The sequence below is a fragment of the Nocardiopsis sp. LOL_012 genome (genome assembly GCF_048060475.1).
In the GTDB taxonomy this organism is placed as follows: domain Bacteria; phylum Actinomycetota; class Actinomycetes; order Streptosporangiales; family Streptosporangiaceae; genus Nocardiopsis.
Genome location: NZ_JBHMIV010000010.1, coordinates 77,292 through 92,285 on the forward strand (window position 1 = coordinate 77,292; position 14,994 = coordinate 92,285).

At 67.0% G+C, this 14,994-nt stretch carries 27 protein-coding genes; all 27 read right to left on the reverse strand.

The annotated features are described in order from the left end of the window. Positions 1-60: 60 nt before the first annotated feature. Complete coding sequence (rplQ, locus tag ACFHWE_RS08840) at positions 61-540, reverse strand: 50S ribosomal protein L17 (RefSeq protein ID WP_416600187.1); 480 nt, start codon at positions 538-540, stop codon at positions 61-63. A gap of 70 nt (positions 541-610) precedes the next feature. Next, a complete protein-coding gene (locus ACFHWE_RS08845) occupies positions 611-1,630 on the reverse strand; it encodes a DNA-directed RNA polymerase subunit alpha (protein ID WP_028646491.1) in 1,020 nt (339 codons plus the stop codon). A 174-nt stretch (positions 1,631-1,804) separates the two neighbouring features. Further along, on the reverse strand, positions 1,805-2,212 hold the full coding sequence (rpsK, locus tag ACFHWE_RS08850; RefSeq protein ID WP_028646492.1) for a 30S ribosomal protein S11: 408 nt from the start codon (positions 2,210-2,212) through the stop codon (positions 1,805-1,807). A gap of 67 nt (positions 2,213-2,279) precedes the next feature. Next, the gene (gene rpsM, locus ACFHWE_RS08855) at positions 2,280-2,660 is read right to left on the reverse strand and encodes a 30S ribosomal protein S13 (RefSeq protein ID WP_416600189.1); all 381 of its coding nucleotides are present in this window, start codon (positions 2,658-2,660) and stop codon (positions 2,280-2,282) included. 213 nt (positions 2,661-2,873) lie between these two features. After that, entirely contained in the window at positions 2,874-2,987 is a 114-nt protein-coding gene (gene rpmJ / locus ACFHWE_RS08860) for a 50S ribosomal protein L36 (protein WP_028646494.1), read from the reverse strand. Positions 2,988-3,036: 49 nt separating this feature from the next. After that, positions 3,037-3,258 carry a translation initiation factor IF-1 gene (gene infA / locus ACFHWE_RS08865; RefSeq protein ID WP_013156135.1) on the reverse strand — a complete coding sequence of 74 codons (222 nt, stop codon included), beginning with the start codon at positions 3,256-3,258 and terminating at the stop codon, positions 3,037-3,039. A gap of 350 nt (positions 3,259-3,608) precedes the next feature. Further along, entirely contained in the window at positions 3,609-4,058 is a 450-nt protein-coding gene (locus tag ACFHWE_RS08870; protein WP_416600191.1) for a DUF1707 SHOCT-like domain-containing protein, read from the reverse strand. 53 nt (positions 4,059-4,111) lie between these two features. After that, the gene (gene map, locus ACFHWE_RS08875; protein ID WP_416600193.1) at positions 4,112-4,936 is read right to left on the reverse strand and encodes a type I methionyl aminopeptidase; all 825 of its coding nucleotides are present in this window, start codon (positions 4,934-4,936) and stop codon (positions 4,112-4,114) included. Then, on the reverse strand, positions 4,936-5,601 hold the full coding sequence (locus ACFHWE_RS08880; protein WP_416600195.1) for an adenylate kinase: 666 nt from the start codon (positions 5,599-5,601) through the stop codon (positions 4,936-4,938). The genes map and ACFHWE_RS08880 overlap by 1 nt, the downstream gene beginning before the upstream one ends. Then, positions 5,602-6,915, reverse strand: a complete 1,314-nt coding sequence (gene secY / locus ACFHWE_RS08885; RefSeq protein WP_028646498.1) for a preprotein translocase subunit SecY — start codon at positions 6,913-6,915, stop codon at positions 5,602-5,604. It lies immediately after the preceding gene. A 284-nt stretch (positions 6,916-7,199) separates the two neighbouring features. Continuing rightward, entirely contained in the window at positions 7,200-7,664 is a 465-nt protein-coding gene (rplO, locus tag ACFHWE_RS08890; RefSeq protein ID WP_028646499.1) for a 50S ribosomal protein L15, read from the reverse strand. Continuing rightward, positions 7,661-7,846: a 50S ribosomal protein L30 gene (rpmD, locus tag ACFHWE_RS08895; protein ID WP_017578629.1), complete on the reverse strand. Its 186-nt coding sequence runs from the start codon at positions 7,844-7,846 to the stop codon at positions 7,661-7,663. The genes rplO and rpmD overlap by 4 nt, the downstream gene beginning before the upstream one ends. A 2-nt stretch (positions 7,847-7,848) precedes the next feature. Continuing rightward, positions 7,849-8,451 (reverse strand): 30S ribosomal protein S5, encoded by a 603-nt coding sequence (gene rpsE / locus ACFHWE_RS08900; protein ID WP_028646501.1) that lies wholly within the window; start codon positions 8,449-8,451, stop codon positions 7,849-7,851. 50 nt (positions 8,452-8,501) lie between these two features. Further along, positions 8,502-8,882 (reverse strand): 50S ribosomal protein L18, encoded by a 381-nt coding sequence (gene rplR, locus ACFHWE_RS08905; RefSeq protein WP_028646502.1) that lies wholly within the window; start codon positions 8,880-8,882, stop codon positions 8,502-8,504. A 2-nt stretch (positions 8,883-8,884) separates the two neighbouring features. Further along, the gene (gene rplF / locus ACFHWE_RS08910; protein ID WP_028646503.1) at positions 8,885-9,424 is read right to left on the reverse strand and encodes a 50S ribosomal protein L6; all 540 of its coding nucleotides are present in this window, start codon (positions 9,422-9,424) and stop codon (positions 8,885-8,887) included. Between the two features lie 17 nt (positions 9,425-9,441). After that, positions 9,442-9,840, reverse strand: coding sequence for a 30S ribosomal protein S8 (gene rpsH, locus ACFHWE_RS08915; RefSeq protein ID WP_028646504.1), 399 nt, complete (start codon positions 9,838-9,840; stop codon positions 9,442-9,444). 283 nt (positions 9,841-10,123) lie between these two features. Continuing rightward, positions 10,124-10,309 carry a type Z 30S ribosomal protein S14 gene (locus ACFHWE_RS08920; protein WP_416600199.1) on the reverse strand — a complete coding sequence of 62 codons (186 nt, stop codon included), beginning with the start codon at positions 10,307-10,309 and terminating at the stop codon, positions 10,124-10,126. Positions 10,310-10,322: 13 nt separating this feature from the next. After that, positions 10,323-10,898 carry a 50S ribosomal protein L5 gene (gene rplE / locus ACFHWE_RS08925; RefSeq protein ID WP_028646506.1) on the reverse strand — a complete coding sequence of 192 codons (576 nt, stop codon included), beginning with the start codon at positions 10,896-10,898 and terminating at the stop codon, positions 10,323-10,325. Further along, on the reverse strand, positions 10,898-11,203 hold the full coding sequence (gene rplX / locus ACFHWE_RS08930; protein WP_416600201.1) for a 50S ribosomal protein L24: 306 nt from the start codon (positions 11,201-11,203) through the stop codon (positions 10,898-10,900). The genes rplE and rplX overlap by 1 nt, the downstream gene beginning before the upstream one ends. Positions 11,204-11,206: 3 nt before the next feature. Continuing rightward, on the reverse strand, positions 11,207-11,575 hold the full coding sequence (rplN, locus tag ACFHWE_RS08935; RefSeq protein WP_014911091.1) for a 50S ribosomal protein L14: 369 nt from the start codon (positions 11,573-11,575) through the stop codon (positions 11,207-11,209). Between the two features lie 104 nt (positions 11,576-11,679). Then, the gene (rpsQ, locus tag ACFHWE_RS08940; RefSeq protein ID WP_028646508.1) at positions 11,680-11,952 is read right to left on the reverse strand and encodes a 30S ribosomal protein S17; all 273 of its coding nucleotides are present in this window, start codon (positions 11,950-11,952) and stop codon (positions 11,680-11,682) included. Next, positions 11,949-12,203 (reverse strand): 50S ribosomal protein L29, encoded by a 255-nt coding sequence (gene rpmC, locus ACFHWE_RS08945; protein WP_028646509.1) that lies wholly within the window; start codon positions 12,201-12,203, stop codon positions 11,949-11,951. The genes rpsQ and rpmC overlap by 4 nt, the downstream gene beginning before the upstream one ends. Then, positions 12,203-12,616, reverse strand: coding sequence for a 50S ribosomal protein L16 (gene rplP / locus ACFHWE_RS08950; protein WP_028646510.1), 414 nt, complete (start codon positions 12,614-12,616; stop codon positions 12,203-12,205). The genes rpmC and rplP overlap by 1 nt, the downstream gene beginning before the upstream one ends. Before the next feature lie 2 nt (positions 12,617-12,618). Then, entirely contained in the window at positions 12,619-13,413 is a 795-nt protein-coding gene (rpsC, locus tag ACFHWE_RS08955) for a 30S ribosomal protein S3 (RefSeq protein WP_416600204.1), read from the reverse strand. Then, positions 13,413-13,781, reverse strand: coding sequence for a 50S ribosomal protein L22 (gene rplV / locus ACFHWE_RS08960; protein WP_017598542.1), 369 nt, complete (start codon positions 13,779-13,781; stop codon positions 13,413-13,415). The genes rpsC and rplV overlap by 1 nt, the downstream gene beginning before the upstream one ends. Before the next feature lie 75 nt (positions 13,782-13,856). Beyond that, positions 13,857-14,135, reverse strand: coding sequence for a 30S ribosomal protein S19 (gene rpsS / locus ACFHWE_RS08965; RefSeq protein ID WP_028646512.1), 279 nt, complete (start codon positions 14,133-14,135; stop codon positions 13,857-13,859). Positions 14,136-14,147: 12 nt separating this feature from the next. Further along, positions 14,148-14,987, reverse strand: a complete 840-nt coding sequence (rplB, locus tag ACFHWE_RS08970) for a 50S ribosomal protein L2 (protein ID WP_028646513.1) — start codon at positions 14,985-14,987, stop codon at positions 14,148-14,150. Between the last annotated feature and the right edge of the window lie 7 nt (positions 14,988-14,994).

The following is a 14,994-nucleotide window of genomic DNA, read 5'->3' on the forward strand; positions in this document are numbered from 1 at the left end:
CGGCCCCTCTGGGGCCGGGCACTCGGTGCGCGGTGCGCGCCGCGACGGGCGCGCGACCGCCTACTTGCTCTCGGAGCCGCTCTCCGCGGCCTCCTCGGGCTCACCGGCGTCCGCGGCGGGGGCCTCCTCGGCCGGGGCCTCGGACTCCTCCTTGGCGGGCGCGGCCGGAGCCGCGGGAGCGGCGAGCGCCTCGACCAGCTCGATGATCGCCATCGGGGCGTTGTCGCCCTTGCGCGGACCGATCTTGGTGATGCGCGTGTAACCGCCGGGGCGGTTCTCGTAGCGCGGACCGATCTCGGTGAACAGCTCGTGCACGACGGCCTTGTCCGTGATCTTGGTCAGGACCTGGCGGCGGGCGTGGAGGTCACCGCGCTTGCCGAGGGTGATGAGCTTCTCGGCGTAGGGGCGCAGGCGCTTGGCCTTGGCCTCGGTGGTGCGGACACGGCCGTGCTGGAACAGCGCGGTGGCGAGGTTCGCCAGGATGTGCCGCTCGTGAGCGGGCCCGGAACCCAGACGGGCGCCCTTGGTAGGCGTGGGCATGGTGTCGTTCTCCTAGTGACGCGGTCCGCGGCCGCACTCGGCCGGGGACCATGTGGGCGACGAAGGTCGGTTAGAACTGCTCCGTCTCGACGAAGGACTCGCCCTCGTCGTCGGAGCCGTACGAGTCGGCCGCGGTGCTGGGGTCGAATCCGGGCGGGGAGTCCTTCAGGGACAGGCCCATGTCGACGAGCTTCTGCTTCACCTCGTCGATGGACTTGGCACCGAAGTTGCGGATGTCCAACAGGTCCTGCTCCGAGCGGGCCACCAACTCACCGACGCTGTGGATGCCCTCGCGCTTGAGGCAGTTGTAGGACCGGACCGTCAGGTTGAGGTCCTCGATCGGCAGTGCCAGGTCCGCCGCCAGAGCGGCGTCCGTGGGCGAGGGGCCCATGTCGATGCCCTCGGCGTCGATGTTGAGCTCACGCGCCAGGCCGAACAGCTCGACCAGGGTCTTGCCCGCGCTGGCGACCGCGTCACGCGGACGGATGGCCGGCTTGGTCTCGATGTCGACGATCAGGCGGTCGAAGTCGGTGCGCTGCTCGACACGGGTGGCCTCGACCTTGTACGTCACACGCAGAACCGGCGAGTAGATGGAGTCGATCGGGATACGGCCGATCTCCTGACCCATCTGCTTGTTCTGCGTCGCCGAGACGTAGCCGCGGCCGCGCTCGACCGTCAGTTCCATCTCCAGCTTGCCCTTGCCGTTGAGCGTGGCCAGGTGCAGGTCGGGGTTGTGCACCTCGACGCCGGCCGGCGGAGCGATGTCCGCGGCGGTCACCACACCGGGTCCCTGCTTGCGCAGGTACATCAGCACCGGCTCGTCGTGCTCGGAGCTGACGACCAGGCCCTTGAGGTTGAGGATCATCTCGGTGACGTCCTCCTTGACCCCGGGCACGGTCGTGAACTCGTGCTCGACACCCTCGATGCGAATGCTGGTCACGGCCGCACCGGGGACGGAGGACAGCAGGGTACGCCGAAGCGAGTTGCCGATGGTGTAGCCGAAACCCGGCTCCAGCGGCTCGATGACGAACTTCGAGCGCAGGTCCGAGACGGCTTCCTCGGTCAGCGTGGGACGCTGTGCGATCAACATGGTCCGTGTTTTCCCTTCCACATGGCCGACCGCTATATGACGGCCACCGGACGGGCACCGCGTGACGGGTGCCCTCTACTCGGATTCCTACCCAGAGCCGTGCGGCCCCACGGGGCCACACGGCGCGAGGCCGCGCGCGCCCGCGCGGTAGGAGGCGCGGACGCGCGGCCGGGATCAGACCCGGCGACGCTTGGGCGGACGGCAGCCGTTGTGCGGAACCGGGGTGACGTCCTGGATGGAGCCCACCTCAAGGCCGGTCGCGGTGAGCGAACGGATGGCGGTCTCCCGGCCCGAGCCCGGGCCCTTGACGAAGACGTCCACCTTGCGGACACCGTGCTCCTGGGCACGGCGCGCGGCGGCTTCGGCGGCCATCTGCGCGGCGTAGGGGGTCGACTTGCGCGAACCCTTGAAACCGACCTGGCCGGAGCTGGCCCACGAGATCACGGCACCGTTGGGGTCGGTGATACTCACGATCGTGTTGTTGAACGTGCTCTTGATGTGAGCGTGTCCGTGGACAATGTTCTTCTTTTCCTTGCGGCGCACCTTGCGCGCGGCACCCTGCTGGCGGCCCTTAGGCGGCATGAGCGAAACTCCCAGAGATCATCGGTCCGTGCATTGCTCTCGGACGCGGTCGTACGGTCCGAGCGGACTACTTCTTACCGGCCTTCTTCTTACCGGCCACGGTCTTCTTCTTGCCCTTGCGGGTACGGGCGTTGGTCTGCGTGCGCTGACCGCGGACCGGGAGGCCGCGCCGGTGCCGGATCCCCTGGTAGCTGCCGATCTCCATCTTGCGACGGATGTCGGCCTGGACCTCGCGGCGCAGGTCGCCCTCGACCTGGTACTGCTGCTCGATCCAGTCGCGCAGCTTGACCAGGTCCTCCTCGGAGAGCTGGTAGACGCGCGTGTTGCCGTCGACACCGGTGTTCTTCAGGGTTTCGAGCGCGCGGGTGCGCCCGACCCCGTAGACATACGTGAGAGCGATCTCCACGCGCTTGTCACGCGGGAGGTCGACGCCGGCGATACGTGCCATGTGGGCGAGACTCCATCCAGATGTGTGCGGAGGTCTGACCCGTTCCCTCCTCCCGTCGCCCAACCGACGAGGCCCCGGCCTCCGACCGGGGGTTCTTCCCCACACCCGCGGGTGTCGGGAATCGGAACAGGTATGTGTTGTTTCGACCCGGCGAGGTACGTGTTCCCCGTCCGGGAGTGTGCGCGTGAGACCGCAGCGGACAGACGCGGGCGACTAGCCCTGGCGCTGCTTGTGGCGCGGGTCCGAGCAAATGACCATGATCCGCTTGTTCCGGCGGATCACGCGGCACTTCGCGCAGATCTTCTTCACGCTCGGCTTGACCTTCATGGTGGACTCCGAACTCATGTCCCCCTTCCGGACCACGGTCCGGAGCGGGCTACTTGTAGCGGTAAACGATGCGCCCGCGTGTGAGGTCGTACGGGCTCAGTTCCACGACGACCCGGTCGTCGGGAAGGATGCGGATGTAGTTCATCCGCATCTTGCCGCTGATGTGGGCAAGGACCTGGTGCCCGTTGTCGAGCTCTACCTTGAACATAGCGTTGGGTAGGGACTCGACAACGGAACCCTCGATCTCGATGGCGCCGTCTTTCTTCGCCATGTCCTCCACGCCTCGCTCATCGATCGGTTCTTCGGGACAACCCGACGGGTCTCCGGTGTGCCCGTGCGCACGCACGAAGCCCCGGCGGCACCGCGTGTGGTACCACCGAAGCCGAGACACACTGGAAGTTCAGGCCAACTGCGAGAGCGTACGTCGATGCACAGACGTGGCACAGGAAAGGCAGACTGACCCAACAGCCCGCGTATGGGCCCTGACAGTCTATCGCCTCCGGACCCGTGCTCCGGACGACGGAGTACTCTACACCGCGTCCGGTGCCGGTAAAAGCGCGGTGCCTCCGCCCGCCACCACCCTCAAACGACGCCCGCGGCGCAGTTCCTCTGGATCAGAGCCTAGGCGGCGTCGCCGCGGTGCGGATGGTTCCTCTGTGCGGCCAGCACCCCGAACGTCACCACGCCCATCACGACGCCCCAGGGCCCCAGCACCCACAGGAACCAAGGATAGGTGTTCTGTCCAGTGAGGAACAGGATGAGCCAGATGACGAAGCACAGGAGGTTCACCCCGGCGTAGAGCGCCCAGGGCACCAGCAGCGCGGGGTCGCGCATGCCGATCGCAGGCGCCACCGCCGCCTGCTCGCTCCGCAGGTCCGCGAGGTCGCGCTCGGGCAGGTCCCCGGTGATCTCGGCGAGCTCACCCGCGGTCCGGGCCTTGTAGGCCCGCCCCAGCCGTTCGGTGAACTCGTCCTGGTCCAGCCTCCCCTGGGCGAAGTGCTCCTGGAGGAACGCCGCGACACGGTCGCGGTCGGCGTCGGTCGTCCGCATGGAAGGAACCGGGTCGGACACTGCGCGTACCTCGCATCTCCTCCGGGACGAACCGGCGCGGAGCGCCGGATCCGCTACCAGGTCGGCTGGACGAACCCCATTTGCGCTATTTTATCGCGGTTCTCCTCCCGCGCGGTAAGCACGACCGGCCCCTCGGCGGTGATCGCCACGGAGTGCTCGACGTGGGCCGCGCGTTCGCCGTCACGCGTCACCACGGTCCAGCCGTCGTCGAGCTGGCGGACCTCGTGCCCACCCAGGGTGGTCATCGGCTCGATGGCCAGGCACATGCCCTCCATCAAGCGCAGCCCCTTGCCCCTGCGGCCGTGGTTGAGCACGTGCGGGTCCATGTGCATCTCGGTACCGATGCCGTGGCCACCGTACTCGCGGACGTTGCCGTAGTCGCCGTTGCGGGAGATGTACCCGCCGATCGCATGACCGATGTCACCGAGGGTCCGTCCGGGGCGCAACTGCGCGATCCCCTGCCACATGGCCTCCTCGCAGGTCCGGAGCATCTCCAGGTCCTCCGGGCGGCCCTCGCCCACGGGGAGCGTGATCGCGGAGTCGCCGTGCCAGCCCTCCAGGACCGCACCGCAGTCGATCGAGAGCAGGTCCCCCTCCGCGAGCACCCGCTCCCGGCTGGGGATGCCGTGGACGACCTCCTCGTTGACGGAGGCGCAGATGGATGCCGGGAAGCCGTGGTAGCCCTTGAAGGAGGGCACCGCGCCCGCGTCCCGGATGGACTTCTCCGCGATCGCGTCGAGTTCGAGGGTGGACACCCCGGGCCGGACCGCGGCCCGGAGCGTGTCCAACGTGCGGGCCACGACCTGGCCCGCCGCCCTCATCCTGGCGATCTGTTCCGGCGTCTTGAGCTGCACATCCGGCTTGGATCTACCGAACATCAGGCGTCGGCCCCGCGCGCCTTCTCCTTGATGGCGGCCTTGGCGCGGGCCGTCACCTCGCCCACGGAGCCCGTGGCGGAGATCGCCGACAGGAGCCCCTTGGAGGCGTAGAAGTCCACCAGCGGCGCTGTCTGCTCCCGGTAGACCTCCAGACGGTGCCGGATGGTGTCCTCCCGGTCGTCCTGGCGCTGGTACAGGGCGACGCCGTCCGCGTCGCACACGCCCTCCGCCTTGGGTGCGTCGTACTCGACGTGGTAGGCGCGACCGCACTCGGAGCACGAGCGGCGGCCCGAGAGCCGCTTGACGACCTCCTCCTCGTCGACCTTGAGCTCCAGGACGATGTCCAGGTCGACCTTCAGGTCGGCGAGCATCTCACCGAGCTTCTCCGCCTGGGGAACGTTGCGGGGGAACCCGTCGAGCAGGAAGCCCCCGGCCGTGTCGTCCTGTGACAGGCGGTCCTTGACCATGGCGTTGGTGACCTCGTCGGGGACGAGGTCACCGCGGTCCATGTACTCCTTGGCCCTCTTGCCCAGTTCGGTACCGCCACTGACGTTGGCCCGGAAGATGTCACCTGTGGATACCTGAGGGATCGACAGGTCCGACGCGAGGATCTGGGCCTGGGTGCCTTTACCGGCCCCAGGCGGCCCCACCAATACTGCACGCATTTATCGCAGAAAACCTTCGTAGTTCCTCTGCTGGAGGTGACTCTCGATCTGCTTCACCGTGTCCAGCCCGACACCGACCATGATCAGGATGCTCGTGCCGCCCAACGGGAAGTTCATCGAGGCACCGGTGGCCCCCAGAGCCACCATCGGCAGCAGAGCGATCACGCCCAGGTACAGGGAGCCGGGCGTCGTCAGCCGGGTCAGCACGTAGCTGAGGTATTCGGCCGTCGGACGCCCGGGCCGGATACCCGGGATGAACCCACCGTACTTCTTCATGTTGTCGGCGACCTCTTCGGGGTTGAAGGTGATCGCGACGTAGAAGAACGCGAAGCCCACGATCATGACGAAGAACGTGCCCATGTACACCGGGCTCGTGACGTCGAGGAAGTAGGTCCGCAGGGTGGTGATGACGATGTTGTCCGAGTCCTGGCCCGCGAAGTTGATGATCATCTGCGGCAGGAACAGCATCGAGGAGGCGAAGATCACCGGGATGATGCCGGCCTGGTTGACCTTCAGCGGGATGTAGGTGGAGCTTCCGCCGTACATCCGACGGCCCACCATGCGCTTGGCGTACTGTACCGGGATGCGGCGCTGCGCCTGCTCGATGAAGACCACCGCGGTGATCAGGGCCAGGCCCGCGATGCAGATGATGGAGAAGACCCACACCGAGCGCTCCTCGTACATCCCCATGATCGAGGACGGGAAGGCCGCGATGACGGTGGTGAAGATGAGCAGCGACATGCCGTTGCCGACACCGCGCTCGGTGATGAGCTCACCGAACCACATGACCAGCGCGCTGCCGGCGGTCATGACGAAGACCATGGTGACCAGGGTGATGATGTCCTGGTTGGGCATGTAGGCCTGCACTGGGATGATCCCCTGGAACAGCATGTCCGTGCGGGCCATGGCCACGATGCTGGTCGCTTGCAGGACCGAGAGCATCAGCGTGAGATAGCGGGTGTACTGGGTGATCTTGCCCTGTCCGGCCTGCCCCTCCTTCTTGAGGGCCTCCAGGCGGGGGATGACCACCGTCAACAGGTTGATGATGATGCTCGCGGTGATGTAGGGCATGACCCCGAGCGCGAACACCGCCAGTTGCAGCAGCGCGCCGCCGCTGAACAGGTTGACCATGTCGTACAAGCCGGTGCTGTCCCCGGAGCGCAAAGCCTCCATCTGGTCCCGGATCGCGGCGGAGTTGATCCCCGGCACGGGAATGACCGCACCCAGACGGAACAGCGTCAGGATGAACAGTGTGAACAGCAGCTTGTTACGCAGGTCGGGCGTGCGGAATGCACGAACGAACGCACCTAGCACGTCTCCTCCTGCGCCACGTCGGCGGCGTAACGGGTTCCAGACATCGCGGCCGATCCTGAATCGTCGTAGATCGTCAGCACGGGGCACGTGCCCGGTGCTCGGAAGTATTCACATTACGTCAGACCGGGGGGTCGAACAGATGGCACTGTAACAGTGATCACTCGCCACGTGAGGATCAGGTCACCCTCACAGGCCGGTTCCAACGCGCGGGGGGCGCCCACCGCCTGGCCCTGACGGACCCTGCCGGTGAACGCCCCCACGAGACCGCATCGCGGTACAGGTCCCTACAGCTCGGTGACGGAGCCACCGGCCGCGGTGATCTTCTCCTTCGCCGAGGAGGAGAACGCGTTGGCGCTCACCTGCACGGCGACGGTGATCTCACCGGTACCCAGAACCTTGACGAGCTGGTTCTTGCGAACCGCGCCCTTGGCGACCAGGTCCTCGACCGTGACCGCGCCACCCTCGGGGTAGAGCTCGGTCAGACGGTCCAGGTTGACGACCTGGTAGTTCTTCTTGAACCGGGCGTTGCTGAAGCCCTTGAGCTTGGGCACCCGGCGGATGAGCGGCATCTGGCCGCCCTCGAAGCCGGGCCGCACGGTGTTGCGAGCCTTGGTGCCCTTGGTGCCACGACCGGCGGTCTTGCCCTTGGACGCCTCACCGCGACCCTTGCGGATCTTGGCCTTGTTGGAGCCGGGGGCCGGACGCAGGTGGTGCAGCTTGAGCGGCTCGTCGGGGCTGTAGTCGCTCATTCGGCAACCTCCTCGACGGAGACGAGGTGCGAGACGATCGTGATCTGACCGCGCACCTCGGGGCGGTCCTCACGGACGGTGGACTTCCCGATCCGGCCCAGGCCCAGCGACTGGAGAGCAGCGTGCTGCTTCACCTTGCCGCCGATCTTGGAACGGGTCTGCGTGATCTTGATCTTGGCCATGGTCAGGCACCCGCCTTCGCCTCGGCACGGGCACGCAGCAGCGCGGCCGGAGCGACGTCCTCGATCGGCAGGCCACGGCGGGCGGCGATCTCCTCGGGCTGGTTGAGCCCCTTCAGAGCCGCCACGGTGGCGTGCACGATGTTGAGCGGGTTGGACGAGCCGAGCGACTTGCTCAGCACGTCGTGGATGCCGGCGCACTCCAGGACGGCGCGCACCGGACCACCGGCGATCACACCGGTACCCGGGGCGGCCGGACGGAGCAGGACGACGCCGGCGGCGTCCTCGCCCTGGACCCGGTGCACGATCGTGCCCTGGACGCGGGGGACGCGGAAGAAGTTCTTCTTCGCCTCCTCGACGCCCTTGGCGATCGCGGCCGGGACCTCCTTGGCCTTGCCGTAGCCGACACCGACCATGCCGTTGCCGTCACCGACGACGACCAGAGCGGTGAAGGAGAAGCGGCGGCCGCCCTTGACGACCTTCGCGACCCGGTTGATGGTCACGACCTTCTCGATGTAGGTGACACCCTTGTCTGCGGCGCCGCCGCGGCGATCGTCACGGCGATCACGCCGCTCGCCACCGGCGCCGCGCCGCGGTGCTGCAGCCATCAGTGGTTCCTCATCTCGTGGTTGATCCTGCCCGTTGCAAAGGTCATCGGCTAGAACTCCAGTCCGCCCTCGCGCGCCGCGTCGGCGAGCTTGGCGATACGTCCGGCGTAGCGGTTGCCGCCGCGGTCGAAGACGACCTTGGAGACACCGGCCTCCTTCGCGCGCTGCGCGACGAGCTGGCCGACCTTCACGGACTTGTCTGACTTGGTGCCCTCTGCCGCCCGGACGTCCGCCTCGACGGAGGACGCGGCGGCCAGCGTGTGGCCCTTGGTGTCGTCGATGACCTGGACGACGATGTGCTTGGAGGAGCGGAACACGGCCAGGCGCGGACGCTCGGCGGTCCCCACGATCTTCTTGCGGCCGCGGAACTGGCGGCGCGCACGGGAGACGGCGCGCTTGGCGGTCCGCTTCCGGTTCACGGTGATGGACATGCCTACTTACCAGCCTTTCCGGCCTTGCGGCGGATACGCTCGCCCTGGTACCGCACGCCCTTGGCCTTGTACGGGTCGGGCTTGCGCAGACCGCGGATGTTCGCGGCCACCTGGCCCACCTGCTGCTTGTCGATCCCCTCGACACGGAGCAGCGTGGGCTTGTCCACCTGGAAGGTGATGCCCTCCGGCGGCTCCACCACGACAGGGTGGCTGAACCCGAGCGAGAACTCCAGGTTGTTGCCGCGCTTCTGGACGCGGTAACCCACGCCGTGGATCTCCAGCGTCTTGGTGTAGCCGTTGGAGACGCCCTCGATGAGGTTCGCGATCAGCGCGCGGGTCAGGCCGTGCAGCGACCGGTTCTCCGGCTTGTCGTCGGGACGCGCCACCGTGAGAACACCGGACTCGTCCTTGGAGACGGTGATCGGCTCGGCGACGGTGTGCTTCAGTTCGCCCTTCGGCCCCTTGACAGTGACGTCTTGCCCGTCAATCGTGACTTCGACGCCCTTGGGGGCCGAGATCGGCAGTCGACCAATACGCGACATGCTTCAATCTCTCCCTGTTACCAGACGTAGGCGAGGACTTCGCCGCCAACGCCGTGCTTCTTGGCCTGCTTGTCGGTCATCAGGCCACCGGACGTCGAAATGATCGCCACACCGAGGCCGCCCAGCACCCGGGGCAGGTTCTCCTTCTTCGCGTACACACGCAGACCGGGCTTGGAGACCCGGCGGATGCCCGCGATCGAACGCTCACGGGTGGGGCCGTACTTCAGGTCCAGGACGAGGCTCTTGCCCACGGGGGCCTCCTCGCTCCGCCAGCCCTGAATGAAGCCCTCCTGCTGGAGGATCTCGGCGATGTGCGCCTTGATCTTGGAATACGGCATCGTCACGGTGTCGTGGTAGGCCGAATTCGCGTTGCGCAGACGTGTCAGCATGTCTGCGATCGGGTCGGTCATCGTCATGGCCGATTGGCCCTTCCTCACCGCGGTTTCCGAGTGCGGGCCTTCCCAGGGCCTGCCCCGTCCACGGGATCGCCCCGTGCGGGTGCACAAACGGACCTACGGCGTGGTCGTGGGCACCGCGGTCCCGGAGGACTGCCGTGCCCTGATGGTTGGATATCGCCGAGCCGTGTCCGCTCCAGCGGACGCGGCCACTTCTGTCACACCGCCGACCGGCGGCCTCCGGTGGCGGCCCCGCGGAACCCGCCCGGGGGACGGACGCGACGCGGGGCCGAAACGCCGGAGACTACCAGCTCGACTTGGTGATACCGGGCAGCTCGCCCCGGTGGGCCATCTCGCGGAAGCAGATACGGCACAGGCCGAACTTCCGGTAGACGGCGCGGGAACGGCCGCACCGCGAGCACCGAGTATACGCGCGAACGGCGAACTTCGGCTTGCGAGCCGCCTTCGCGATCAGGGACTTCTTCGCCATGTGTGCTTACCCCTCAGGCTTCCTTGAACGGGAAACCGAGCCGCTTGAGCAGGCTGCGGCCCTGGTCGTCGGTCGTGGCCGTGGTGACGATCGTGATGTCCATCCCACGCTGACGGTCGACCTTGTCCGGGTCCACCTCGTGGAACATGACCTGCTCGGTCAGACCGAAGGTGTAGTTTCCGTTCCCGTCGAACTGCTTCGGGGACAGGCCTCGGAAGTCCCGGATACGGGGCAGAGCCAGGGAGAGCATCCTGTCGAGGAACTCCCACATCCGGTCGCCGCGCAGCGTGACGCTGGCGCCGATCGGCTGGCCCTCGCGCAGCTTGAACTGCGCGATGGAGTTCTTCGCGCGGTTGATCCGCGGCTTCTGACCGGTGATCGCCGACAGGTCGGCGATCGCGCCCTGGATCAGCTTGGCGTCGCGGGCGGCCTCGCCCACACCCATGTTGACCGCGATCTTGGTCAGGCCGGGGACCTGCATGATGTTGCCGAGCTCGAACTCGTCCTTGAGAGCCGGAACGATCTCGTTACGGTACTTCTCCTTCAGCCGCGGCATCGGAGGGACCGTGATGTCGTTGGTAACCGTCATCAGATGTCCTTACCAGAGCGGCGGGAGACCCGAACCTTGGTTCCGTCTTCCTCGAAGCGGTAGCCCACACGGGTGGCCTTGCCGTCCTCCGCGAGCGCAACGTTGCTCACGTGGATCGGGGCCTCCTTCGTGACGACCTCGCCCTGCTGGCCACCCGCCGGGTTGGCCTTCCTGTGCTTCTTGACCAGGTTGACGCCCTCGACGACGACACGGTTCTCCCGCGGGATGGCCTTGACGACCTTGCCCGTGGCACCCTTGTCCTTGCCGGCGATGACGATGACCTCGTCGCCAGATTTGATCTTCATCGCCTACAGCACCTCCGGCGCCAGCGAAATGATGCGCATGTACTTCTTGTCTCGCAACTCACGGCCGACCGGGCCGAAGATGCGGGTGCCTCGCGGGTCCCCACCGTCCTTGATGAGCACGGCAGCGTTCTCATCGAAGCGGATGTAGGAGCCGTCGGGCCGGCGGCGCTCCTTGACGGTGCGCACGATAACGGCCTTGACGACGTCGCCCTTCTTGACTCCAGCGCCAGGCAGGGCGTCCTTCACCGTGGCGACGATGGTGTCACCGATCCCGGCGTAGCGCCGACCCGAGCCACCGAGTACACGGATGGTGAGGATCTCCTTGGCACCCGTGTTGTCGGCGACCTTGAGTCGCGACTCCTGCTGAATCACGTCTGCTCCTGATGTGATGCGTGCGGTCCACTACCGCACGGCTAGGTGGTCTCACCCCTGGGGGCGGCGGCCGACCACGTGTGTCGGCCGCCACCAGGCCGGGGTTACTTAGCCTTCTCCAGGATCTCCACGACGCGCCAGTTCTTGGTCGCGGAGAGCGGCCGGGTCTCCATCAGTCGGACCCGGTCGCCGACGCCACAGGAGTTCGCCTCGTCGTGCGCCTTGTACTTGCTCGTCCGTCGGATGACCTTGCCGTACCTGGCGTGCGTGATGCGGTCCTCGACCTCGACGACGACGGTCTTGTCCATCTTGTCGCTGACGACGTAGCCCTCACGCACCTTGCGGTAGTTGCGGGTCGCGGTCTGGTTCTCAGTCATTCGGCTGCTTCCTTCGTCTCCTCAGCCGACGCGCCAGACAGCGGCATGATGCCCAGCTCGTGCTCCCGCAGGACCGTGTAGATCCGCGCGATCTCGCGCTTGACGGTGCGCAGACGGCTGTGGTTCTCAAGCTGGCCGGTGGCGGCTTGGAAGCGGAGGTTGAAGAGCTCGGTCTTGGCTTCCTTGAGCTTGGCGACCAGGTCCTCGACGGACTGGTCACGCAACTCGTCAGCGGTCACGGACTTCGCCATCACTCCCCCTCCCGCTTAATGAACTTGCACTTCATCGGGAGCTTGTGGATCGCACGGCGCATGGCTTCCTTCGCCACGTCCTCGGGCACACCCGACAGCTCGAACATCACACGGCCCGGCTTGACCGGGGCGACCCACCACTCGGGCGAACCCTTACCGGAGCCCATGCGGACCTCAGCGGGCTTCTTGGTCAGCGGGCGGTCCGGGAAGATGTTGATCCACACCTTGCCGCCGCGCTTGATGTGGCGCGTCATGGCGATACGAGCGGACTCGATCTGGCGGTTGGTCACGTAGGCCGACTCCAGGGCCTGGATGCCGTACTCGCCGAAGTTGATCTCGGTGCCGCCCTTGGCCTTGCCGCGCAGGTCCGGGTGGTGCTGCTTGCGGTACTTGACCTTACGAGGAATCAGCACGGTTAGCTCCCCTCGGGCTTCGCGGACTGGGCCGGAGCCTTGGACTCGGCGCCCTGGCCGCCGCCGGCACCGCCGCGCCGACGGCGCTGCGGACGCTCACGGCGCTGACCGCCGCCACCACCGCCGCCTGTGGAGCGCTGCGCGGCACGGGCCGCCTCGCGCTCGGCGCGGGTCGCGGGCGCGTCACCCTTGTAGATCCACACCTTCACGCCGATGCGGCCGAACGTCGTACGGGCCTCGAAGAAGCCGTAGTCGATGTCGGCTCGCAGCGTGTGCAGCGGGACGCGGCCCTCGCGGTAGAACTCCGAGCGGGACATCTCGGCCCCGCCCAGACGGCCACCGCACTGGATACGGATGCCCTTGGCGCCGCTCTTGATCGCGCTCTGCATGGCCTTGCGCATCGCGCGGCGGAAGGCCACACGGCTGCTCAACTGCTCGGCGACGCCTTGGGCGACGAGCTGGGCGTCGGTCTCCGGGCTCTTGACCTCGAAGACGTTGAGCTGCACCTGCTTGGCGGTCAGCTTCTCCAGCTTGGTCCGGATACGGTCGGCCTCCGCACCGCGGCGGCCGATGACGATGCCCGGACGGGCGGTGTAGACGTCCACGCGAACACGGTCACGGGTGCGCTCGATCTCGACCTTGGAGATGCCCGCGCGCTCCATGCTGCGCGTCAGCATCCGCCGGATCGCGACGTCTTCCTTGACGTAGTCCTTGTAGACCTTGTCCGCGTACCAGCGGCTCTTGAAGTCGGTGCTGACACCGAGGCGGAACCCGTGCGGGTTTACCTTCTGCCCCACTATCGGGTCCTTTCCTTCGTCTTGGACGAGGCGCCCGAGTTCTCAGCGACGACCACGGTGATGTGGCTCGTCCGCTTGGTCACTCGGAAGGCGCGGCCGAAACCCCGGGGACGAATGCGCTTCAGGGTCGGACCCTCGTCCACCCACGCGCGTTCGACCACCAGCGTTTCGCGGTCCAGCTTGTCGTTGTGCTCGGCATTGGCGATGGCACTGGCCAGCACCTTGCCAACGGGCTCACTCGCCGACTGGGGAGCGAACCGGAGCACCGCCTGTGCCTCGTCAGCGGGCAACCCGCGAATAAGGTCCACCACCCGGCGGGCCTTTCGGGGCGTCACACGGACGAACCGTGCCTGAGCCCTCGTTCCCATCGCTTTTCCCTCGCTCACGGAAATTCATCTCCACTCACCGTGGAGAACGTGGTTCTTAACTGCCTGCTGCAACCGCTAACGGCGGCTACGGCGGTCTTCCTTGACGTGGCTGCGGAAAGTACGCGTGGGAGCGAACTCGCCGAGCTTGTGGCCGACCATCGACTCGGACACGAACACGGGGACGTGCTTGCGGCCGTCGTGAACGGCGATCGTGTGACCGATCATGTCCGGGACGATCATGGACCGTCGGGACCACGTCTTGATGACGTTCTTGGTCTTCGCCTCGTTCTGCGCTTCCACCTTCTTGATGAGGTGGTCGTCGACGAACGGACCCTTCTTCAGGCTACGTGGCATCAGACGTGCTCCTTACCGCTTCTTCTTACCGCTACGCCGACGCCGGACGATGAGCTTGTCACTGGCCTTCTTCTTGGCCCGGGTCCGGCCTTCCTTCTGACCCCAGGGGCTGACCGGGTGACGGCCGCCCGAGGACTTGCCCTCACCACCACCGTGGGGGTGGTCGACCGGGTTCATCACGACACCGCGGACGGTGGGGCGCTTGCCCTTCCACCGCGAGCGTCCGGCCTTGCCCCAACTGATGTTGGACTGCTCGGCGTTGCCGACCTGGCCGACTGTGGCTCGGCAGGTGATCTCCACCATGCGCATCTCACCGGAGGGCATGCGCAGCGTCGCGTAGCGCCCCTCCTTGGCCAGGAGCTGGATCTGCGATCCCGCGGAACGGCCCAGCTTGGCACCGCCGCCCGGCTTGAGCTCCACCGCGTGCACGAACGTACCCGTGGGGATGTTGCGCAGCGGGAGGCAGTTGCCCGGCTTGATGTCGGCCTGCGGGCCGTTCTCGATCCGGTCGCCCTGCTTCAGGCCGGCGGGCGCCAGGATGTAGCGCTTCTCGCCGTCCACGTAGTGGAGCAGGGCGATGCGAGCGGTGCGGTTGGGGTCGTACTCGATGTGCGCGACCTTGGCCGCCACACCGTCCTTGTCGTGGCGACGGAAGTCGATCACACGGTAGGCGCGCTTGTGACCGCCGCCCTGGTGGCGGGCGGTGATACGCCCGTGGCCGTTGCGGCCGCCCTTGGAGTGGAGCGGGCGCACCAGCGACTTCTCCGGCTCCGAGCGCGTGATCTCGACGAAGTCGCTCACGCTGGAGCCGCGACGACCGGGTGTCGTCGGCTTGTACTTACGAATGCCCATCTTCTTC